20 protein-coding genes and 1 pseudogene are annotated in these 22776 nt (G+C 44.0%); 13 read left to right on the forward strand and 8 right to left on the reverse strand.

All coding sequences use genetic code 11. From position 1 onward, the window contains the following. Positions 1-220: pseudogene (locus tag IM462_RS05490) on the forward strand (hypothetical protein); the annotation flags it as partial. 639 nt (positions 221-859) lie between these two features. On the opposite strand, the gene IM462_RS05495 reads toward IM462_RS05490, so the two are convergent. Further along, entirely contained in the window at positions 860-1117 is a 258-nt protein-coding gene (locus IM462_RS05495; protein WP_287703164.1) for a hypothetical protein, read from the reverse strand. Between the two features lie 483 nt (positions 1118-1600). On the opposite strand from IM462_RS05495, the gene IM462_RS05500 reads away from it, so the two are divergent. Further along, the gene (locus tag IM462_RS05500; protein ID WP_002735718.1) at positions 1601-2080 is read left to right on the forward strand and encodes a hypothetical protein; all 480 of its coding nucleotides are present in this window, start codon (positions 1601-1603) and stop codon (positions 2078-2080) included. A 220-nt stretch (positions 2081-2300) separates the two neighbouring features. Beyond that, positions 2301-3953: an acetolactate synthase large subunit gene (locus IM462_RS05505; RefSeq protein WP_287703166.1), complete on the forward strand. Its 1653-nt coding sequence runs from the start codon at positions 2301-2303 to the stop codon at positions 3951-3953. Positions 3954-4051: 98 nt separating this feature from the next. Here IM462_RS05505 and IM462_RS05510 read toward each other — a convergent pair whose 3' ends face one another. Further along, positions 4052-5299, reverse strand: a complete 1248-nt coding sequence (locus tag IM462_RS05510) for a DUF4912 domain-containing protein (RefSeq protein ID WP_287703168.1) — start codon at positions 5297-5299, stop codon at positions 4052-4054. 417 nt (positions 5300-5716) lie between these two features. Here IM462_RS05510 and IM462_RS05515 point away from each other — a divergent pair, with 417 nt between their 5' ends. Then, positions 5717-7054, forward strand: coding sequence for a histidine phosphatase family protein (locus IM462_RS05515; RefSeq protein ID WP_287703170.1), 1338 nt, complete (start codon positions 5717-5719; stop codon positions 7052-7054). A 218-nt stretch (positions 7055-7272) separates the two neighbouring features. Here the strand turns inward: IM462_RS05515 and crtD are convergent, their stop codons facing one another. Further along, positions 7273-8784 carry a C-3',4' desaturase CrtD gene (gene crtD, locus IM462_RS05520; protein ID WP_287703173.1) on the reverse strand — a complete coding sequence of 504 codons (1512 nt, stop codon included), beginning with the start codon at positions 8782-8784 and terminating at the stop codon, positions 7273-7275. A gap of 189 nt (positions 8785-8973) precedes the next feature. Here crtD and IM462_RS05525 point away from each other — a divergent pair, with 189 nt between their 5' ends. Both IM462_RS05525 and nblR read left to right on the forward strand, forming a co-directional pair. After that, positions 8974-9522 carry a hypothetical protein gene (locus IM462_RS05525; protein WP_287703175.1) on the forward strand — a complete coding sequence of 183 codons (549 nt, stop codon included), beginning with the start codon at positions 8974-8976 and terminating at the stop codon, positions 9520-9522. Between the two features lie 41 nt (positions 9523-9563). Then, a complete protein-coding gene (gene nblR / locus IM462_RS05530; RefSeq protein WP_287703177.1) occupies positions 9564-10253 on the forward strand; it encodes a response regulator transcription factor NblR in 690 nt (229 codons plus the stop codon). A gap of 137 nt (positions 10254-10390) precedes the next feature. Here the strand turns inward: nblR and IM462_RS05535 are convergent, their stop codons facing one another. Next, positions 10391-11188 (reverse strand): glutathione S-transferase, encoded by a 798-nt coding sequence (locus IM462_RS05535; RefSeq protein ID WP_287703179.1) that lies wholly within the window; start codon positions 11186-11188, stop codon positions 10391-10393. A gap of 334 nt (positions 11189-11522) precedes the next feature. Here IM462_RS05535 and IM462_RS05540 point away from each other — a divergent pair, with 334 nt between their 5' ends. The 3 genes from IM462_RS05540 (at position 11523) to IM462_RS05550 (ending at position 14264) form a co-directional block, all read left to right on the forward strand. Beyond that, positions 11523-12704, forward strand: a complete 1182-nt coding sequence (locus IM462_RS05540) for a hypothetical protein (protein WP_287703181.1) — start codon at positions 11523-11525, stop codon at positions 12702-12704. A 33-nt stretch (positions 12705-12737) separates the two neighbouring features. Beyond that, positions 12738-13730: a pentapeptide repeat-containing protein gene (locus IM462_RS05545; RefSeq protein ID WP_287703183.1), complete on the forward strand. Its 993-nt coding sequence runs from the start codon at positions 12738-12740 to the stop codon at positions 13728-13730. A 66-nt stretch (positions 13731-13796) separates the two neighbouring features. Further along, positions 13797-14264, forward strand: a complete 468-nt coding sequence (locus tag IM462_RS05550; protein ID WP_287703185.1) for a retroviral-like aspartic protease family protein — start codon at positions 13797-13799, stop codon at positions 14262-14264. Here the strand turns inward: IM462_RS05550 and IM462_RS05555 are convergent. Then, positions 14259-15920, reverse strand: coding sequence for a M14 family metallopeptidase (locus IM462_RS05555; protein ID WP_287703187.1), 1662 nt, complete (start codon positions 15918-15920; stop codon positions 14259-14261). The genes IM462_RS05550 and IM462_RS05555 overlap by 6 nt on opposite strands. 71 nt (positions 15921-15991) lie before the next feature. Between IM462_RS05555 and IM462_RS05560 the strand changes: the two genes are divergently transcribed. Beyond that, positions 15992-16204 carry a hypothetical protein gene (locus tag IM462_RS05560; RefSeq protein WP_002751038.1) on the forward strand — a complete coding sequence of 71 codons (213 nt, stop codon included), beginning with the start codon at positions 15992-15994 and terminating at the stop codon, positions 16202-16204. On the opposite strand, the gene IM462_RS05565 is transcribed toward IM462_RS05560, so the two are convergent. Together IM462_RS05565 and IM462_RS05570 are read right to left on the reverse strand one after the other, a co-directional pair. After that, positions 16201-16947 (reverse strand): circadian clock KaiB family protein, encoded by a 747-nt coding sequence (locus tag IM462_RS05565; protein WP_287703189.1) that lies wholly within the window; start codon positions 16945-16947, stop codon positions 16201-16203. The genes IM462_RS05560 and IM462_RS05565 overlap by 4 nt on opposite strands. Positions 16948-17037: 90 nt before the next feature. After that, positions 17038-18309, reverse strand: coding sequence for a type IV pilus twitching motility protein PilT (locus tag IM462_RS05570; RefSeq protein WP_287703191.1), 1272 nt, complete (start codon positions 18307-18309; stop codon positions 17038-17040). Positions 18310-18585: 276 nt separating this feature from the next. Between IM462_RS05570 and IM462_RS05575 the strand changes: the two genes are divergently transcribed. Together IM462_RS05575 and IM462_RS05580 are read left to right on the forward strand one after the other, a co-directional pair. Beyond that, entirely contained in the window at positions 18586-19551 is a 966-nt protein-coding gene (locus IM462_RS05575) for a hypothetical protein (protein WP_287703193.1), read from the forward strand. Next, the gene (locus IM462_RS05580) at positions 19548-19958 is read left to right on the forward strand and encodes a PIN domain-containing protein (RefSeq protein WP_287703195.1); all 411 of its coding nucleotides are present in this window, start codon (positions 19548-19550) and stop codon (positions 19956-19958) included. The genes IM462_RS05575 and IM462_RS05580 overlap by 4 nt, the downstream gene beginning before the upstream one ends. Here IM462_RS05580 and IM462_RS05585 read toward each other — a convergent pair whose 3' ends face one another. Then, positions 19959-21017, reverse strand: coding sequence for a potassium channel family protein (locus IM462_RS05585; RefSeq protein ID WP_002803175.1), 1059 nt, complete (start codon positions 21015-21017; stop codon positions 19959-19961). A gap of 126 nt (positions 21018-21143) precedes the next feature. Between IM462_RS05585 and IM462_RS05590 the strand changes: the two genes are divergently transcribed. Next, positions 21144-22427: an aspartate aminotransferase family protein gene (locus IM462_RS05590; RefSeq protein WP_287703197.1), complete on the forward strand. Its 1284-nt coding sequence runs from the start codon at positions 21144-21146 to the stop codon at positions 22425-22427. Positions 22428-22776 lie beyond the last annotated feature (349 nt).

Below are 22776 nucleotides of genomic sequence, written 5' to 3' on the forward strand. Positions count from 1 at the left end.
GGGTGTTAGCACCATGGCGTTTAACCTCAACGGTTTCAACTTCAACCAGTCGATTCTCGATTCTCAAGGTCGTGTAATCGGTACTTGGGCCGATGTGCTGAACCGCGCTGGTATCGGTATGGAAGTAATGCACGAGCGTAACGCTCACAACTTCCCCTTAGACTTAGCTAGTGGTGAACAGGCTCCTGTAGCTCTGACTGCTCCCGCTATCAATGGTTAATTCCTAGTCTGAACGAAAAGGCACTCCTGCGAGGGGGTGCTTTTTTGTGGCCAAATATTTTATGGTGTTTTATACCAAATCCGTTGAGTATAGGCTACATATCAGGACAGCCGAACGGCAAAAGGGGAAATAAATAATCAGTTTTTAATAACCGAATTTAGTGCCAGAAGCTTCACTAATTGGAGGCAAGATTGTAGGGTTAATTCATGAATTGATCCTACACATCGTTTCCATTCAGACGCTTCACGAATTGGAAGCAAGGGCTGACTAATGAAAGTATTGCCCTGACAGTATTCTACACCCCATTTTCTGAGGGGGGGTTAAATTATCTCCGACAAATAAAAATTATTCTCAATAAGTTAGATTGTCAAGCCCCGAATCCCAGAAGTACAAGGGCATCCGAGTGGGTCAACGAGAGAATAAGGATTTTAGCGATTGCCTTACCCCCTCAGATGCTTATGGATTGTCACAAAAACATAAATTTATCTTATACCAATACTCAAAGAAAAGGTAGGACGCATCTCCTACCGAAAAGAATTTGAATATAGCGTTTCTCACACCTGTGTGACACAGTGAAACCTTTGCTGATTAAACTTTTCACCATCGACAGGCCTCTTGCGAACAAGAAACGCTATAGTTTCAACGAAACTCCTGTAAAGACCGCAGCATCTTTTCCCCCTTACCTGCGGTAATTCGATAGCGGTAACTGCCTCTTTTTCCTCGCGCCGCTACCTTAATAAAACCCTCCGATTCCAACCCGATTAGATGATGGTTAACTCGCGTCACCTCCCCTCCCCGAAAACGACTACAAGCGCATAAACTAGACTGGGCAATATCGGGATAGCGAGCGATCTGTAAAAACAAAAACCTTCTTGATCCTGTTAATGGCTTCTTCATGGTCGGTTAGTAGGGTGAGGATTCCTCACCCCGAATCGCTAAATAATAAAAGCGGAATCATCCACTGACAAATTCGGTTGTAAGCCTAATTCGATCTCGAAGAGTTCCGCTTCCAGACGTGCGAGGTCATTCTGTTATTCTGACTTCCCCGACCGACAACCGGCTACTGACGACCGATTCCTAACCCCACCAATAAACTTTTTCAGCAGCTGCTAATTAGCGTTCTCAAGACCCCCGTAGCGGGCGCAGGGAAAACCCTCACCAGCCAAGTATTTTTACTCAAGTCTCTAGAGGCGGACAGCCAATGTGACAGTTGAGGGTGCGGAATGTGGGCTATATACAAAGTCAGCATTGATCCGATCGCCATCAAGTGAGGGACTTCTGCTGACACTAAGTTAAAATTATAAAAAGCTCACACTCCCGGAAAGCCATTTATTTTTTACAATAGAAAATTCGCCGGATTATTTTTGCGGGAGGCAATCGGTGATTCTCAATTTTTCCTTAAGGATTGTAGCGGCCAAAGGCAGACTATTCTGTAAGTTTTCACTCTACAAAACCTATCGGGTGGTCAGTAGCGCCCCCGTCGATGTCCTCTGGCAAAAATTAATCAATGTGGCCGATGTCTCTTGGCATCCTTTGATTGCCAAGGCTGATGTTCCCTTGGGTTTAATCGCTAAACCGGGGTTAATCTATCAAGCTGTCACCCGTCTGACTCCCATTCCTATCCGGGTTTTCGTGGAAAATGTCCGTCCCGGGGAACTCCTCAGCCTCAGAGTTCTCGCTATCCCCGGCATGGAACAGAAAATGACCTACCAAGTAGAATCAACCCTCTGTGGTACTTATATTTCCTATTCTGTCACCCTGCGGGGTTGGCTGTCCCCGTTTATCTGGTGGTTAAGTCGTCCCTATCTAGCCAAAGTCGCCGCCCAACTAGCCCACGCTGCCGAAGAATTAACGGCCTAAAAAAAAATTCCCCTCCATTGTGCTAATAAATAATCTGCCAAGGGTCAAGATCTAAGTCACAATGGTATATGGATAGACTTAAACAAAATTTTAGTCAGCTACATTGGTACATATAGTCTACTGATATCATCCCGACGAGTTGAGCGCAACAACCTCAATCCGCCGGGATGAACTATCTCTAGAGACTTTACTGATGAAGTAAGCTCTACAGGAGGGAACTATGGGGGAATTAAACACAGCCGAACTTCTAGTTAAATGTCTAGAGAATGAAGGGGTCGAGTATATTTTTGGGCTACCCGGGGAAGAAAACCTCGATGTTTTGGAAGCCCTGAAAAACTCCTCGATCAAATTTATCACCACCCGTCACGAACAGGGCGCGGCTTTTATGGCCGATGTCTATGGACGCTTGACGGGAAAAGCGGGGGTTTGTCTCTCCACTTTAGGACCGGGGGCGACTAACCTGATGACAGGGGTAGCCGATGCTAACTTGGATGGGGCGCCCTTGGTGGCCATCACTGGCCAGGTGGGAACCGATCGGATGCACATTGAATCCCATCAATATCTGGATCTGGTGGCCATGTTCGCCCCGGTGACGAAATGGAATAAACAGATCGTGCGGCCGGGTATCACCCCGGAAGTGGTACGGAGAGCCTTTAAAACCGCCCAAAGTGAGAAACCGGGGGCAGTTCATATCGATCTTCCTGAAAATATCGCCGCTATGCCTGCCGATGGTAGTCCTTTGCCCCTCGACAGTCAGGAAAAAGTTTACGCTTCCTATCGGACTTTGAATATGGCGGCGGCAGTGATTTCTAAAGCCAAAAATCCCTTGATTTTGGCGGGAAATGGGGCAATTCGCGCTAATGCTAGTGAAGCTTTAACGGAATTCGCCACGGCCTTGAATATCCCTGTGGCTAACACTTTTATGGGTAAGGGGGTGATTCCCTATACCCATCCTCTGGCTCTTTGGGCGGTAGGATTACAGCAACGGGATTTGATTAGTTGTGCCTTCGATCGCAGTGATTTAATTATCGCTGTTGGTTACGATTTAATCGAGTATTCCCCGAAAAAATGGAATCCAGAGGGGAAATTACCGATTATTCACATCGGCATGACTCCAGCGGAAATTGACAGCAGTTATGCTCCGGTGGTGGAAGTGGTGGGTGATATCACCGATTCTCTCATCGATATCCTCAAACGGGCCGATCGCCAGAATAAACCAACTCCTGTCACCGCGGGATTAAAGACGGAAATTCGGGCCGATTACGAAACCTATGCCAATGATACGGGTTTTCCGATCAAGCCACAAAAATTGATCTACGATCTGCGTCAGGTGATGGGACCGGAAGATATCGCTATTTGTGACGTGGGCGCTCATAAAATGTGGATGGCGCGTCAGTATCACTCCGATTGTCCCAATACTTGCATTATTTCTAACGGTTTCGCCGCTATGGGTATTGCTATCCCTGGTGCGATCGCCGCTAAGTTAGTTCATCCCGATAAACGCGTTGTGGCGGTGACGGGGGACGGCGGTTTTATGATGAATTGTCAGGAATTGGAGACAGCTTTGCGGGTGGGAACTCCCTTCGTCACTCTCATCTTTAATGATGGCGGTTACGGTTTAATCGAATGGAAGCAGTTAAACTATTTTGGGACATCTTCTTTTATTAAGTTTGGTAATCCCGATTTTGTTAAATTTGCTGAAAGTATGGGATTAAAAGGCTATCGGGTGGAATCTACTCAGGATTTGATCCCGACACTAGAGGATGCTTTCCGGCAAGATGTCCCTACGGTGATCGATGTTCCCGTCGATTACGGTGAAAATCTGCGTCTTTCCCAAAAATCGGGCGATCTAAGCTGTCAGATTTGGGAATAGAAGTTGATAGCGTTGACAATCCCAAAAAAAATCCCCTAACTAAATCTCAGTTAGGGGGAAGTAATTAGGTTGGCTTTGGTAACGTTAGAAAACCCGATCTAGAATAACCATTCTAGAACCGCCTCATCTTTAGTGTTGGTATTGCGAGAGGGGGTTTCCCTGGTGAATTTCATGTGGATAGAACGATTTTGTTCACCATCGGCGGCTACGGCCATAATCGGATAATCGATTAAACCATCTTGGAAGGACATCTGATAGCGGAAAGTGCCATCGGGATTGAGTTTAATCGGACGACCACCGATAGTTACGGTGGCATCGGGTTCGGTGGCACCATAGACGATTAATTCTGCATCGGCAACTAACCAGAATTTGCGCGGACGTTGTAGGGTTTCCGAAGCACCCATACCGATACCAGAAGCAGTCATCCCGATACCGGAAGCGGTTAGTCCCGATACCGTGGGAACTGCCCACATACCAACCCCGGAGGGGAATACATAAGAACTGATCACTTCCGACATCGGTACGGAACCAGCGACGTGCTGCATGGAACCAAACAAGGAACCGGCCACCCGTAGGGCTTCCATATCGCCGACACTCTCGAAAATTTGGTCGTAGATGGGGCTAGTTCCCGTGGTTCCGGCGCTGCTGCCGTAGCGTTTGCTGGGGGGAACGAGTTCGTAAACAGTTTTGCCCACCAGTTCTTCTTCCCAGTTAACGGTGACAAAAATATCTTCAATCCAGTCGGAAGGATAGACGGGAGGAATCCGGACTAAAGGAGAACGGGCCAAAACTAACCAACGACCATCAGCACAACGATAACCGATATCGATAACATAATCTCGATCGCTGACCGGAATCGGTAAATACCATTCCCGGGCTAATTCATCACAGAGATATTCTTGGACACTGTGGGCGCCTTGGCTATTGAGATCGATATCGGTGACATCATAAAGACGCAGGGCTAATTGTTGTCCCCCTTGACGACGCAAATCTTCTTTCGATTCGTTGGGGATATCCCAGTAAGCATAGGCCCACTGAGGATCGCGGGGTAGGAGGGTAATGCGATTTTCACCGTAGCCACCGGGCAAATCTCCTAAACCATCATCCACTGAACCTAGGATATCTTCGATCGGGTTAGCTTGACCTAATTCAAATTTTGCTGCTTCCACTGGTTTTTCCTCTTTAATAGTAGATTTAAAATTGCCGCTTACTCCCATAGCTTGGGTAATTGCCTCGATTAACTGCGTTTTCCGCATCCGACTGTAACGAGAGATGCTGTATTGACTGGCAACTCGTCGCAGTTGCCGCAAGGTCATCTCATCTAAGGGGGGGTATTCTGGAACCATGAGTTGACGCTCTCCGATTAGTTACGACGGCAAATGTTTTTGAGCATTTGCAAAAGCAGTGATCTGGGTAATCCTTCCAACTACTCATCGATTGCTTTGTGAACGAGAGATCCACTCGATGGGGATCAAGGGAATCGCTTGTTATAAATACCTATTAAACAGTAAGATTCCGATTTTGACCAAGTACATTGTCATGATTTCTTGACAAAACCGCCAAACCCTTGATCCCAAAGAGATTTTCATGTCAGGAAGTTTTGATACGCTGTGCTGCCTTGAAACTGCATAAGGAAATTTTAGTACAAATGCTCGCCGATCTCCACTGATTACTGATTACCGATTACTGATCACTGATTTGTACTCCGATCCCGATCGCCTGTAATCTGATATTGAGACTTTTAGTTAAGGAGACTGAACCGCTTGGCTACTCGTGTGATTATTGTTCGTCATGGACAAAGCAGTTATAACGCACAGCAGAAAATACAAGGTCGCAGTGATGGCTCGGTTTTGACGGAAAAAGGGCATCTGGATGCGGAAAAAGTGGGAAATGCCCTCAGTAAAATCGATATCGCCGCTTTTTACTGTAGTCCTCTCCAAAGAGCCAAATCTACTGCTGAGGTGATTCAGTCTCGTTTAAATAACTCTCCCGTCATTCAACCCACTTCGCAGTTACTAGAAATCGATCTGCCTATCTGGGAAAATATGGTCAAAGAGGAGGTAAAAGCTCAATATCCCCAAGAATATCGGGATTGGCACCAAAAACCTCATGAATTTAAGATGATACTGCCCGATGGTCAGGAACATTATCCCGTTCTCTCCCTCTATCAACAGGCCCAGGATTTTTGGCGAGAAATTATTCCCCAACACCAGGGCCAAACTATCCTCATTGTTGCCCATAACGGCATTAATCGCTGTTTAATCCTCAGTGCTGTCGGTATTCCAGTTTCCTTATACCATTCCCTACAACAATCTAACTGTTGCGTTAATGTTCTCAATTTTACGGGTGATTTTGGTGATCCTGTGCAGGTGGAATCCCTCAATCAAACGGCACACTTAGGGATAGCTTTACCCCCACCACGTCCTCCTTTCCAAGGTTCTAGGCTGCTGCTGGTGCGTCACGGAGAAACCCAATGGAATCGGGATAAACGTTTTCAAGGGGTGCGCGATATTCCTCTCAATGATAATGGCAAAGCTCAAGCTGAGAAAGCCGCCGAATTTCTGCGAGAAACGGCGATCGATCACGCTGTCACCAGTCCTTTGTCCCGTCCCAAGGAAACTGCCCAAATTATCCTGCAATATCACCCCGATGTCACCTTAGATACCCAAGTGGATCTGACAGAAATCTGTCACGGACTTTGGGAAGGTAAATTAGAGGAGGAAATTGAAGCGAGTTTCCCCGGGATGTTAGAAGACTGGAAAAATGCCCCGGAAACCGTACAAATGCCGGAAGGGGAGAATTTACAGGAAGTTTGGGATCGAGCGATCGCTTGTTGGCAGCAAATCGTTAAAACCTATAGTAATAGCGATAGTCCTAAGACAATTATGGTAGTAGCTCACGATGCCATTAATAAGGTGATTCTTTGTTATTTATTGGGTTTAAAACCCGCTAATTTCTGGAATATTAAACAGGGAAATGGCGCGGTTAGCGTTATCGATTATCCCAAAGGAGTTGACTCTCAACCGGTCCTGCAAGCAATTAATATTACCTCTCATCTAGGAGCGGGCATACTCGATCGCACGGCAGCCGGCGCTTTATAACAGTTATCAGTTATCAGTTATCAGTTATCAGTGGGTAAGTTAACAGTTATCAGTATTCAGTATTCAGAAGATTGCTTTTATTTATTCTTCCCAATTCATAATTCATAATTCATAATTACGGCTAACTAGAAGCTAAGTACCTAAGCAAAATTAATTACACATTTCGATAAAGCTTTTGCCTATTGCCTATTGCCTCTTGCCTATCTTCACTAGGAAATTTATTTTGCACGACTACTTAATTGATTCTCAATCTGTCTAACTACCGTTAGTGCCGAATAGCTGACTCCGGCAGTGCCTTCCCCCGGATGGGTGGAATCTCCCACTAACCAAAGATGGGGGATCGGAGTGCGCGTCGCTACTCCAAAAGGGCCAAAAGTGGACAATCTTTGACCAATACCGCCGACAATGCCCTGATTTCGCCCCGTAAACCGTTCAAAAGTGCGAGGTGTAGCTGATTCGATATGAACGATGTGATCAGGACTAAGATGGAAATAATTACCGAGACGCTCGATCGCCTCTTGGGTGTATGCTGCTTTTAATTGCTGATAATTATCTTCTCCTTTTTGCCACCAAAGACTGGTATCGGTGAAGGAAGAAGCAATAATCGTCGCTTTTCCCACTGGGGCGCGACCATCCCCTTCTTTACTCACGGAAACAAACAAAGAGTTATTTTCGCCGATTATGCCATCGTAATCGTAGAGGAATTGCAAATGGGGAGGACAATCGGGGGGAATAGCAGCGCGATCGACTCCTAAGTAAACCACAAAAGCACCGGATGCGGGGGGAAGTTTTTCAATTCTCCGGTGATAAAGACTGGGAATGGCTTCGCGATCGATTAATTGTGGTAAATTTTGGATCGGGATATTAGCCACAATCTCATCGGCCATTTCTGGATGTATTTGACCATTTTTTTGATTTCTGACGATAATTCCGGTGGCTTTTCCCTTTTCTGTCAGTATTTTTTCTACTGTGTGGCGCATTTGCAATTTACCGCCGTATTTTTCCAAAGCTGTTACTAGGCGATCGCTTAATACCTGCATACTACCCTGAAGGTGGGATAAACCTTGGGGAGACTGAGAAACTGCCAAAGCGGTGGCGGCATAAAGTAAAGCAGTTTCATCGGCATTAACTTGGGAATAAAGCTTTAACTGGAGATCAAGAAAGGTTTTTAGGCGTTTATCCCTCTCTAAGCCGTATAATCGCAGAGCATCTCCCACAGTCATCAAAGTAAAGGGAAAGGTAATGGCAGTATCTAAACGCAAAGCGGCGATTAATTGCCCTAAATCCCACCAGTTGCGCGGGGGTAAAACTGGATCGCGACTTTGAAAACGCCAACTAGCTTGAAAGAGTTTTTGTAATAATTGCCAAAAAGGTTCGCTGCCCGGAAATTGTTTTTGTCTTTCCTCTTGCCACTTTTGCCGATCGCGCCAGACGTTAATCGCAGTGGTTTCCCCCGGCAGAAAAACGGCACAGGCGGGATCACAGGGGACAGAATCGGGTAAATCTATCCCTAATTCGGCAAAAATGCGCTGATGAATGCCCCCTACTTCTAATCCTGCCACTTGAGTTGCCCCCACGTCAAAAGTAAAACCCCGACGGGAAAAAGTCGAGGCACAACCTCCGGGGACAAGCGCCTGATCATATACTGTGACTTGATAACCTCGACGCGCCAATAATGCCGCCGCCGTTAGTCCGCCAATCCCTGCACCAATAACGGTAATTCGCGTCATTTTCTTAACAATTATGGCTCTTCTAGAGTAGTTATGATATGTTAGCAAAAAATAATCGACGCAAGCCTTGCCAAGTAAGGCTCACCAGAATTCAAAAAAGCAATTTTAATAAAAAAAGCTTTTTGCTTTGTTGGATTCTAGGCTATTTAAGGGTTTAGGCTCATTTAAACTACTAATTAAGGAAACTCTATGAACCAAGAATCCCTCGCTTTTAGGGACGGGAGTGTCAAGACCTTAGTGATTTGTACGGGTTTTCATGATTCTAGATTGACGGAGGATTTTTTAGGACATCTGGGGAGCAAATCGGTAAAATTACGCCCCTATATTATTATTTCTCCTTTTTCTTGCTTAAATGAAGCTTTTTCACCGGGAGAAAACCTAACCTTGATTGGGTTTAGTGCGGGGGTGGTAAATGCGATCGCTTTAGCTCATTATTGGCAAGCTCAAGGGGCAAAAATTGAAGCTTTAATGGCTCTGGACGGGTGGGGAGTGCCATTAATCGGTAATTTTCCCATTTATCGCCTTAGTCACGATTATTTTACCCATTGGAGTTCCTGTTTATTGGGTAGCGGTCAAGAAAATTTTTATGCGGATCCACCTGTAGATCATCTTAGCCTCTGGTCGTCCCCCGATCGAGTAACTGGTTGGTCTGTCAATGGTAATTTTGTCCAACGCACCACCGCGTTAACTTTTTTATCAAATCGGTTAGGCAAGAATCAATTAAGTATAATTGGCTAGTCGCCTCCCTATCTTTCCTATTTCTTTACCGCTGCCAACTCATGAGTACATCAGTTCCGAGTTCTTCGATTCTCTTGGTGGGAATTGAGGAGAATATCGCTAAACTAGCTAGTGCGGACTTGAAAGAAGCAGGTTATCGTCCCCTAATTGTGCCTAGCATTGATAGCGCTTTCCCAGAAGTGGAAAGTTGGCAGCCAGCGATGATTATACTCGATCGCCTCCTCGCAGCGGAGGCTGGTGTGAAGTTTTGTCGTCGTTTACGTTCCCAGGGAAGTCGCGTTTATATTATTTTATTAGTATCTCAAGAAACCCTAGAAGAGCGTCTCGCCTGTTTGGAAGCGGGAGCCGACGATTATTTTCTCAAACCCTATAATTCGCAATCTTTTCTCAAATTAATCCGTTTTTACCTGCAACCTCTGGAAACTATCCCCGAACAATTGCGCTTCGGTGACTTAGTATTAGATTTAGCCACTCGTCGTCTCTCCCATAAAAACAAAAATATTGAGTTGACGATGAAGGAATTTGAGCTGCTACGCTACCTGATGATTCACCCCAAAGAAGTATTATCAAGGGAGCAAATTCTCGAAAATGTCTGGGGAGACGAATTTCAAGGAGAATCAAACGTTATTGAGGTATATATTCGCTATTTACGCCTGAAGATGGAGGCTGGTGGTCAAAAACGCCTCATTCATACCGTGCGCGGTGTCGGCTACGTTTTACGCGAATCTTAACAGTGATCAGTAATCAGTGATCAGTAGATTGCTTTTATTTAATCTCCCTACACCCTACACCCGTTCGGCTGAGCTCACGGCCGAAGCCTACACCCCACACCCCACACCCCACACCCCACCAGCCTAGTCAAGCTCTGCTATTCGATCTGGATGGAGGTGGGGGAATCGATAGGAGGGGTGGAACTCCCCGGGGTAATAGTTTGACGGTATTGACTATAAAGACGGTCGCGCCAAGCAAAAAAGCCCTCGTAGGCGCTATTATCAGCTAACCCCGGAATCCCCTTGCCTTGCAATTCCGGGGGTAAGTTGAGATAGGAACCCTGGGGAAACTGAAGCAGTACACTTAATCCCGCCACGGCTAAATCGGCTAAAGTAGGCTGATCCCCGACTAAATAGGGACGATTGGCTAAAATGAGGTTTAAAGCTTCTAAGTCCTGTTGTAGCCCTTTTTTCGCGGTATTGATAGCATCTTTTCCCAGACCTACACCCGTCCCAAAAATATCAATTAATTCCCCCGGCAAGGAACCCAGCAACAAGCGCATAAAATCGGGAGTTTCCCGGGGTAAAAAAGCGGTACGAAAGTTTTGATTTTGGGCAAAAGCGCCGAGAAAAGCGGTTCTTCCTTTTAATCCCAGGGATTCATCGGCCCATTCTTCGATTAATAAACATTGACCCCGTTGGAGGGGATCTGTAGGGATAATTGGTTTTTCAGGATACTTGCGATCGAGATAAAAAGCAATCTCCGTCGAGTCGGCAATATAGGTATCACCATCCTTGAGGACGGGAACCTGTCGCTGTCCAGAAAGACGGAATAATTCTAATTGTCCCACCCCCGGCACCACGTCCCTTTTTTTATAGGCAAGTCCTTTATAGTCGAGGATGAGACGGACTTTCTCGCAATAGGCAGATAGTTCAAATTGATAGAGTTCTAGCATAGGATGATATGGCCTCTCGATAAATCAGTTTCTCCCTGATTACTCTAACCCTATCGGGCATCGATCGCCTAAACTTAAAGACTTTACTCCGATTTTATCCGAACATTTGTACTAATAACGAGAAAGGCGAAAAAATAATCTTTTGCTAATTTTAGGGACCAGATGTAGCAAACCTAACTCAATAGCTCCACGCTTTTAGGTTAGGATATTTTCAAGCGCCAGAAGAGCCGGAATAACTTATATATTCCGGTAAACTAACTTGCGAGAGACCAATAGCATAACCTCATAGTAGAGGCGTGCGAGGGTGGGCGACTTTCTCGGATCAGAGGTTACTATGCAATTATCCAGTGACGTTTTTAATCAGGTAGTTCGCTATCTCGACAGCCACGAAGAAAAATTACGGATCAAAAAATTAATCTTTTGTATCTGTAAAAAATATTGGGAAAATGATCCTAATATTTTAGACGGTGTGGCTATGGAAGACTTGGTGAAGGAGTTAGTGCAACTCAAAACCAGTAAGGAACAATTAACTTTTTCTGTTTATAAGTTAGTTAAAACCCTAAATCGTCCTGAAGTTTATGCGGGAGTAGCCACAGTTATTATTGAGCAAATCAGTAAATTATATAGTGATATTGTTGCCACCTATGACACCCAATTATCACCATTAGAACCAGCAGTTAACCCTGGGTTTACCCCCGTTAATAATCCTGTCAACAACGGGGAAGATAATTCCCTAAGACAGGTGCTTAATAGCCTAGAAAATCATCTAGAGACGGAGAGAATTCAAAAATTAATGTTTGCCGCCTGTAAAAATTGTTGGGAAAATGATCGATTGGTGATTAATAATTATGGCTTAAAAAATATTATTTTAGAACTTAGGGAAAACAATCCTAATTTCTTAAGCTTGCGAGAAACTCTCAACCAAGTTGCCGAAAATCTTAATAAAAAATCTCTATACCTTCCCCTAGCTGAGATTATTCTTACCCAGCTAGAGCCTCTCTACGATACTAATAACGATTACAAAGAAGAGGATAATGAGCCAAAAAGTAAAATCTTTAACGATCAAATGGTTCATCTAAATGATGATTGTGATTCTTCGGCTAAAACTGCATCTTTCTCCTCCTCTAGAAGTAAACCTGTGGATTTTGCCTCTTGGAGAATGGGATTGCCCTTTGCCGAGCCAGCTTTCTTAAACAATAACCCCAGTAATTCCCCACAAAGTTCTGCCTACGACACCTTTGAAATTCGTTTAGAAATTTTGCGTTATGCTAATCCTTTACGAGCCAAAATATTGATTTTCTCGCTCCTATTTTATCCTTGGGATCAGAGCAGTCAAGATTGGTTAACCTTGCGAAGTTATACCCTAGAAGATTTACTACAACAACTCATCGAAAGCGGGAAATCTCTCAAGGATATCGAAATTCAACTATACAATATTGCTCACACCCAAATGGATAGGGATGCTAACTTTCAAACCGCTGGCATTCTGGTGCAAGCTTTGCAAAAATTTTTTTAATTTTTTACCCCAATTTCTCTGAATATTCTACCTATGAAACCCACCGAACTAATTGCACGTTATGCCGATGGAGAAACTCAATTTAGTGGCTTAAAATTACCCGGAGTTAATTTAGTTGGCGCTGACTTGATTGGCATTGTTTTAAATGGAGCAGATCTGCACGGAGCCAATCTTCTCTTTACCTATCTTAACCGGGCTAATCTCGCTCAAGCTAATCTCGTGGCGGCTAATTTAAGCGGTGCTAGTCTCAACCAAGCTGACTTAAATGGGGCAGATTTACGCAGTGCTAATTTACACGGAGCGCTGCTACAAGGAGCTAATCTTCGTGATACTGATATAACCCTAGCTATTCTACTTGATGCTAACTTGATCGGGGCGGATTTACGGGGGGCTGATTTAAGTAGTGCTAACCTCACTGGTGCTTGTTTGCGGGGAACAAATATGCGTCAGGAAAAGAAAAATATTAACACTAATTTACAAGGAGCTAATCTCTATCGCGCCGACCTGCAAGGAGCTAATATGAAAGGGGTTAATCTGGTGCGAGCTAATCTAGTAGGAGCCAATTTAAAGGAGGCTAATTTGTGCCATGTTGACATCAGAAATGCGGATTTAACTAATGCTAATCTGCAAGGTGCTTTACTCACTGATGCCAATTTAGTCGGGGTGTCTTTAGTGGGAGCAAATCTAGCGGGAGCCAATTTAGTGCGGTCAAAAATGAGCGATACGGAAGCAATAGGTGCAAATTTCCATAGTGCAATTATGACTCACATAAAATTCGATCGAGCTAATCTTAGTCAAGCTAATTTTCAAGCGGCAAAAATGAATCATGCTGACTTAAGAAGGGCTAATCTTTCAGGAGTTAATCTTAGGGAAGCGGATTTAATCGATGCTTTCTTTGCTAGAGCAAATCTCACCGGCGCTGATTTAAGTAATGCGGATCTAACTGGTGCTGAGTTAATGAGTGCTAATCTGATGGGAGTTAACTTCTGCGGTGCAATTATGCCGGATGGCCGGATTAATAATTAAAATTACTAGACAATTTTTTGGGCAATTATTCTGGTATAATTTAGGGGTAGAATTGAGGGTAGTATTATGGTTGATCCAGCAATTATTACAGAAGATATGGGCAAAATCTACACCAGCATTACAGTTATCAATCGCGCCGATCAAATTCGTGCGGAGGATGGTATGATCGCACCGGAACAAATTCGCTCTCTTACCCTAGAAAATGTCTTGGTGGATACGGGGGCAACTACTCTTTGTCTGGTGCCGGAAGTCATCTCCCGCTTGGGTTTACAGCTTTTAAAAGAAGTAGATGTGGCTACGGCTAAAGGCATAGGAAAAGCGAGAATTTTTCGCGATGCCACCTTGATTATCGCAGGACGAGAAGGCACTTTTGAATGTTTGGAATTACCTGGAGGTCAAAACAATTTATTAGGAGTAATTCCTTTAGAAGCTTTGGGATTAGAACCAGATCTTCGTAGCCAAAAATTGCGAGTTTTACCCACGGAATCCCACGAGACTTATTTAACAATTTTATCGAACAAAATAGCTCTATAAAGTAACTTTTTGTCTGACTGTTCCGCCTCTTTCAGCTATAGCGATAATCTCGATTTCTTGACCAGAAACTCCCTTAATTACCCATTCCACCGTACAGCGATAATCTAAACCGTGAGCGAGACTACTATATACTTTATTTGATCGCCCTTCTAAGTGGCCGATTTCCTGCTCTAATTTTCCCACTATTAAACTCACCTCATCGCCTAAATTTAACTTGACTTGAATGGGACGAACAATCTTTCTTTCCAGTGCCTTTTTACTGGTATAAGTGGGTAAGAATCCCTGATTTTCTAACTGTAAAACTAGATGATAAATACCATTGCCCTCCGACTTAAGATCGAGACGAGAGATAGCTAAAAGAGGTGACATCAAAGCATGGGCAATAGTAAACTGACATTGTTTCTCACATAAATCTGGTAAATACTTTTCTGGGGCATTTTGCCAGACATTTTTAAAGTCCCAACCGCCAATTTCCACCTCTCCCAATTGGGGATGATCAAAACTTTGCCAATTAATAAAACCCTTTCCCGCTAAATTCTCATCATTCCAACGCTGTAACTTCAATTCATCTTCAAAAGGATGCCAGCGAAACCATTGAATATAATCATCTTTTTTCACTGCTGCTTGGGTGGGTGCATCCCATAACTCCACCGTAAAACCATACCAACCAAAATGATCATAACCGTAATCATCCATGGCACCGTTAGTCACTTCTTTAGGATGATAACGAAAATCGTGATAGACAGAAACGCATTCATAGCCAGTCATTGCCTTTCCCTTATCAGCAATATATTTATACATTTCTAAGTCTTCCACGGGGAAATATTCATCGGGATGGGTGCTATAGGGACGCAACATTACTGCCGAATAGGTATGATAGGTAACGAAGCCATTAATATTGGTGTTATTTGCCCAAAATTGGGCTTCTGCAAGGGTTTCTGGCTCCGAAAAAGGAAAATCTCCGGCCCCCTGTTGTTCCCCTTCAGGAACCCAATAAACGGGATAATTGCGGTTAAAATCCAGGCCCTCTAGGGTGGGGGCAGTGGTAAAATTATAGCCATCGTAATCGCGGATTAAACCTTCGGTAAGCAAAGTGTAAAAAGTTCCTTCAAATTCCTCTGGTTCGCGACGCACCATAATGCGAGGATCTTGTTCGGAAATTTTCCAAGCGCCACAGGTATCTTTTTGGCGCATTTGTAAGATTAAACCATCGCCGTTAATATCTTCAGGATATAGCCCCGGTTTCTCATCCGTGTGGGGATAGGGGCGAACACTTGATCGTAACATATAGGGAGTGGTGAGATATTTTTCCGCTCCATCCACGGCTAATCGCGGCAAAATATAGACAGTGTAATGGTCAAGAAGTCTGGTAATTTGGGAATTATGACCGTATTGGCGCAAAAGATGATAGATAGTGTAGAGAGCGACGGCAGAGCCTGTTACTTCCCCCGCGTGGGTGTTAGCATCGATCCAATAGGCAGGTTTTTCTAAATAGGGGCCTGTGGCTTGATTTGTTAGGGTAGTTAACCAGATATCTCGATTTTCGTGGCTTTTACCGATCGAGGTGAGGCTAATTAAATTAGGATAGGATGAGGCTAGGTTTTTCAGGAAAGAAACTAATTCGGCGTAGGGGTAATAGTGGCTAAAATCAAACATAATCTTCTGCAACTAAAAAAAGGATTCTTGGGTTAATTTGACAAAATATGGGATGATAACAGTAGAAAACTATGGATAGTCAAGATATCGCTCGCTACATTGAAGAAACTAACGGTATTTCCAAGCCTTGGCTGTTGGTGCAATTGCGTCTCAAAAAACTGCAAGAACGTCGTGCCAGTCTTTCCCAACAGGAATATATCCAAGAATTGGATGATATTCAGCAAGACTTAATGAAATTGGGCGAATGGTGGCGAGGTATCGAGTCAGAAGTCTTTAAACCCTAAGCGGTGGCGATAATCTGTAATACTCGCGGTAAATCCTCAAATTCGCCGATGATGCGTTTCACCGGTTGCGGCCAAATCCGGACTAAAGTGGGAATAGCAGAGACATGATTGGATTCTGCTTGTTCTGGATGCTTAGAGATATCGATCACTTTCAGGGTATAGGGATGGTGTAATTCTCGTTCTAGAAGCTGATGGATCGATTCTAGGGTGTGTTTAGTATTGGCATTATTACCGGAGACAAATAACCGCAAAACATAACCCTTGGGACTAGGATTGGTATAGTCAGAGTCAGCACTAATCCCCGAAGTCGTTGGGGGGCGCTCCTGATAACGGAGAATCAGATCGTGGGATTGCCAAAGTTGGGGAAACTGCTGACGATAGGTTTCTAAGATAGTGGGATTAGAGGATTGTTCCTGCCAGGGTACAGTAAACCAAGCTTGATCGTCCGTGGCGAAAATAGCATTTAATAAAGGCTGATAGCGACGGACAAGGGGATAGACTTCGGCTCTAGTATGAATACGGTGACTATAGGGATCTCGCCAGCGATCAATGGTAGCAGTAAAACTAGGAACTAAAAAATGGGGGGGTTCTGACAACCCTAAAGCGGACTGGAGAGCAGCGCAGAGATTCAGATGCCAATGAGTTTGTTTATCAGGATCGATACAGTAAATTAGATCGCCCCCGGGGGTAAACAGGGCGATGCCTTTAAAAATATCGGGCAACACAATCGCGGAAGTGGTCACTTGAGGGGTTCCCCTAGAGAATAAGTAGGAGCTTCTATTTTTCTAGCCTACTAAACTCTTGATCCCTGAACAATTTCCTTCAGGGTTTTTCTAGATTCTACCCCGCAGCATCATCGCCAGTTCATTGGGGACCGGGGACATGGCCATGGCTACCCCCTCGGTAATCCGTCCCTCTTGATAGAGGTTAAACAGGGATTGATTAGTGGTAATCATGCCGTGGTATTCGCCGTCTCTCATTAATTCGATAATTTCGTCATTTTTGCCGCTGCGAATGTAATCTTTGACGGCCTCTGTATTGACGAGAATATCGTAAAAAGCGGTCCGTTTACCGTCGGTGGTGCGACATAAACCCTGCGAGATAATACAAACTAAAGATTCTGTGATCGCCAGCCGCGGCGATTCCCGTTCCTCGGCGCTATAAAGAGTTAAAATCCGCTCCAGGGTTTTTACAGCGCTGTTGGTGTGCAGGGTTCCCAGGACTAAGTGACCGGTTTGGGCAGCTTTCAGGGCAGTATTAACGGTGGCTTTGTCCCGCATCTCCCCCACCAGAATAATATCTGGGTCTTCCCGCAAACAGGCTTTTAGGGCATTATCGAACTCATGGGTGTGTATTCCCACTTCCCGTTGTTTGATCAAACTGCGACGACTTTTATGGACAAATTCGATCGGGTCTTCGATGGTGATAATATGTTTGGGGTGTTCTTTATTGATGTAATCGATCATGGCTGCTAGGGTGGTGGATTTCCCTGAACCCGTCGGACCGGTGATTAAAATCAATCCCTTCTGTACATCGCACACATCCCGGAAGACCATCGGTAAGCGCAATTGTTCCATAGTGGGGATTTTCATGGGAATCAGACGCAAAACCATCCCCGGACCGCGCAGACTTTCAAAGATATTAATCCGCGCTCTAGCGAATTCGTACTGAGTCGCACCGTCAAATTCTAGGTCTTTTTTAAAGCGAAGGATTTCTTCTTCACCGAGGATTTCGCGTAACCAACTATAAAAAGTGTTGATGTCAATTTCAGGATAGTCGAGAATAATCATTTCGCCACGATCCCGCATCCGGGGTTGTTCTCCAACCCCCAGGTGAACGTCCGAATAACCCCGATCAAAGGCAAACTGGATCAAATATTCTAAGGTGGGTTGGTTGGAGGCGCGACTGTGGGGAGAACGTGGTGGCGATATTTGACCATTTTGCGGCATATTTGGCACTTGTTTGGCCTGCGTCGCCACCTTTTGCGTCATTTCTTGATTTATCTCTGGTGTGGTTCCTTTGATTAACTCCGAGGGAGGTATCGGGATGGAGGGAACCGGCAGCGGCTGCAGTGATCGCGAGGAAGAATTGGGATTTGGACTCATGAGCAATAGGGGTTTTTCCTTTACTATTCCCCGATTGTACTAACATCTCATCCTCAATTTCTCAATTCCTGACAGACGTTAGATTGAGGAGTACGGAGTCAGTAGTCTCCGAGTCAGGGGAATTAAGAGTGAACGGTAATTAATCTATCTCCCTCAGAGGCTATAGTAACTATAATCACCCTTTCAGACCCCAAAATTGTTACAATGGAGGTTTAGGGCTGATAATTTTGACTACTCATTTCTGTTTGATCGTCAGTCTTAGGGGAGGTAAATACGATGAATAGTCTGCCAAGTTCAGTCGAACGGGAAAATTTAGGACAATTTTTGTTAGAAAATCTGCAAAATATTACAGATAAACTCGATCAAATTGTCACCGATTCTGATCGGATAATACTGGATAATTTACTACAAGAAACTAAGATTTTAGTTGAGCAAGTTAAGGATAACTCTAAAACTTATCAAGCAAGAGCCGATATATTTTATCAAATTAATAAATTATGGTTTCAGGTATGGAAACAGTATAGAGATGAGGATTCAGCACTGGAGTTAATCCAATATATAGACCAATTTACTAATCAAATTACTGCCTATAATCAATTATTTATCAGCCTTGCTCAGATCAATGAGGGAAAGACTGGTGAGGAAAAAGCCGATTTAATCAGAGTGGTGGAAGGTTCACTCCTTCTCTCGGAAACGATAGATGTGTTTATTGATATGTTTGCCGATTCAGAACTAGAGCAAATTTACCAGGGAGCTAAAAATGCTCTATCGGTTTCTAATCGTACTATAACCGAATATTTCCAAGATACTGAAACATCCGATTTAGTCACCAAACTGAGAGCCTATTATAGTTTAATAATTTTCAGAATTCAAGAGCGATTTAATCCTAGTAATGTATCTTTAGAAACTACTTCTCATTCCCTAACAGATGATTTAAGCGATCTTGATCCTTGGACAAGAAACTTAGTGGGTGTTGTCGATTTAGAAACTGAAAAATCTTCGTCTGAAAACTGGTTAGATAATCTTTCTGGATCAATTTCTGATCAGGAGGTTTTTGAGAAAGCATTAGAATATGGGCGTGTTTTTCGTCAGAATGTATCCTCAGAAACTACCTCTCATTCCCTAACAGATGACTTAAGCGATCTTGATCCTTGGACAAGAAACTTAGTGGGGGTTGTTGATTTAGGATCAGAAGACCCAAAAGAATCGTATATTGATTATTTAGTGGAGAAGTATCGGTGAAACGAGTCTTATTCGATAGTGATGTATTGCTAGATGTTTTGGGTGAGCGTGAACCACATTTTCCAGCATCTGTACAAGCATTCAATACAGTTAAGACAGGTAAAACTCAAGGATATATTTCTGGTCATGCCGTCACCAATATTTATTATATTTTGTCTAGAAAAAACGAAAGAGAAGTCTCAAGAAAATTGGTGATAAGTCTTCTAGAGAATTTGCAAGTTGCTAGGGTGACAGATGCAATAATTAGGCAAGCATTGACAAGTCCTATGAAAGATTTTGAAGATGCCGTTACCAGTGCCGTTGCTGAATCAGAAAAGCTAGAAATAATCATAACGCGAAACCTAAGAGATTTTGCCGCTTCCCCTGTTCCCGCAATGGTACCAGCCGATTTTTTATCGATTCTTTAACTAATGCTTCGGTAAACGTAAACCATCCGATCGCATAGGGATTAAAATCTGAGTTAAACTGCGTAATTGTTCGGCCGTTCCCATACAAATTAACAGATCCCCGGCCATTAATTCCGTATCGCCAGTCGGTCCCCCGATTAGCGTACCATCAGCGCGACGTATAGCCAAAACTAAAGCCCCCGATCGAGATCTTAAATGTGCTTGACTAAGACTTAAACCCACACAGGGGCAAGTCCTCGGATCGATTAAAAATTCTTCCATATAAAACGATCGATCGGTTCCGGTTAAAATACCATCGACAAAATCCATCACCTGCGGTCGTAGGGCCGCGGCCGCTAATCTTCTCCCGCCGGTAATATAGGGAGATACCACCGCATCGGCGCCGGCCCGTTGTAATTTTTGTACTGCTTCTTCGGTACTGGCCCTGGCAATGGCGCGAATTTTCGGATTAAGAGTTTTAGCAGACAACACTGTATATAAATTCTCCGCATCGGAAGTTAAAGCGGCCACAATACAAATAGCGCGTTCGATTCCTGCCATTTGTAAAGATTTATCTAAGGTGGCATCTCCTTGAACAACAATATAATTTAATTCTTTGGCCCGATTTACCTGTAGGGGGTCTGTATCAATGACTACAAAAGGAATATTTTCGGCGTAAAATTCGATCGCCACCTGTCTGCCCGTGCGACCCAAACCACAGATGATATAGTGTTCTGATAGTCGATCGATCAAGCGTTTCTCCTGTCTCTGTTTGAGTCCCTCTTGAAAATAGCCTTGAATTAAAGCTTCGGTCAAGCGATTAACAATATAACCGATGCTGACTACTCCCATGATAATCAAAACCATTGTAAACAATCGTCCCCGTTCACCTAGGGGATTAATTTCGCCAAAACCGACGGTAGCGAGGGTACTAATCGTCATATAGGCCGAATCTAGCCAACTCCAACCCTCGATCAGATGATACCAAAGCGTACCCAGCAAAAATACCACAATCAGGGCAAAAATTCCCCCGATTAATTCCTGACGCAGACGACGATATTTATCTTCACTGATAGACAAGCAAAATTCACCCCTAACACTGTCTAGTAACTTACAATGAAATCAGTTTTTAATCTAAATAACCCGTCCTTCTCAGACGGATTTGATTATAATTTCCCCTATGTCTAATCGCGCAGGAGTTCCCCAGTGAGTCCAGAAACCCTTTTAGAACCAACCCTAGTTGATCCCACTCCCAATTTAAACCCGAATCAACCCTTCGATCGAGATAGTTTTAACAGCTATGTGATGAATACTTATGGTCGTTTTCCCATTGCGATCGCCAAAGGGTTAGGCTGTCTTCTCTGGGATACTTCCGGTAAACAATACCTTGATTTTGTCGCGGGAATTGCCACCTGTACCCTCGGTCACGCACACCCCGCTTTAATTGAAGTGGTTAGCCAGCAAATCCAAAAACTCCATCATGTCTCGAATTTATACTATATTCCCGAACAAGGGGAACTAGCTAAATGGATTGTCGATCATTCCTGCGCTGATAAGGTCTTTTTCTGTAATTCCGGTGCGGAAGCGAACGAAGCGGCAATTAAATTAGTGCGTAAATATGCCCATACGGTGCTAGATTTCCTCGAACAGCCGGTTATTCTAACCGCTCACGCTAGTTTTCACGGTCGGACTTTAGCTACCATCACCGCAACTGGTCAACCGAAGTATCAAAAAGACTTTGAACCCCTGATGCCGGGGTTTGCCTATATTCCCTATAATGATATCGAAGCGGTGGAAAATGCGATCGCTGATCTCGATGAGGGTAATCGTCGGGTGGCCGCGATTATGTTGGAACCGCTGCAGGGTGAAGGGGGAGTTCGTCCGGGAGATATCGAATATTTCCAACGTTTACGGCAAATTTGCGACGAAAATAACATTTTGCTTGTCTTTGATGAAGTACAGGTGGGAGTCGGAAGAACTGGTAAACTCTGGGGTTATGAGAATTTGGGAGTAGAACCGGATATTTTCACTTCTGCTAAGGGTTTAGCGGGGGGTATTCCCATCGGTGCGATGATGTGCAGAAAATTCTGTGATGTGTTTGAACCGGGTAGTCATGCGAGTACCTTTGGGGGTAATCCGTTCGCTTGTGCCTCAGCTTTAACAGTATTACAAACCATTGAACGGGATCACATTCTCGAAAATGTCCAGCAGCGAGGGGAACAATTACGCAGCCGTTTAAAAGTGATTGCTTCTCAATATCCCCATCTATTTGTGGATGTGCGCGGTTGGGGTTTAATTAATGGTCTGGAAATTAATTCAGAAAGTGAGTTGGTTTCATCTACTATTGTTAATGCAGCCTTGGCCGAGGGTTTATTAATTGCTCCCGCAGGTCCGAAAGTTCTCCGTTTTGTACCTCCTTTAATCGTCTCGGAAACAGAAGTAGATGAGGCTATGGATAAGCTAGAAGCAGCCATCGCTAAAGTGGTTTAATTTCAGTTATCAGTTATCAGTTATCAGTTATCAGATGTAAGTTTTAAGTTGACAGTTTCCAGTGGGTGGGTGGAATTAAATAGGGCTTGCTGAATAAATCTAAAAACCTTGTTGGATAAGGCTTTTAGACTTTTTTGACCTCAAAAAGTGCCGACCATTGGAGGGATCGGGGGTAAAATTCAGGTACTTTTTCCCTGAAAATTAGGTAACTAGATCTCTTGCATAAGTCTAGACAAAATAGGATAAAATAGTCCAAGAGTTAAGATTGAAAGATGACTTACGAACAAGTAAAAACTTTAAAGCCAACAGAGTTCAAACGCTTGTGTGGCGTGTATCCAGATACATTTAA

The sequence above is a fragment of the Microcystis sp. M144S2 genome (genome assembly GCF_020246065.1).
Lineage (GTDB): Bacteria > Cyanobacteriota > Cyanobacteriia > Cyanobacteriales > Microcystaceae > Microcystis > Microcystis ichthyoblabe_A.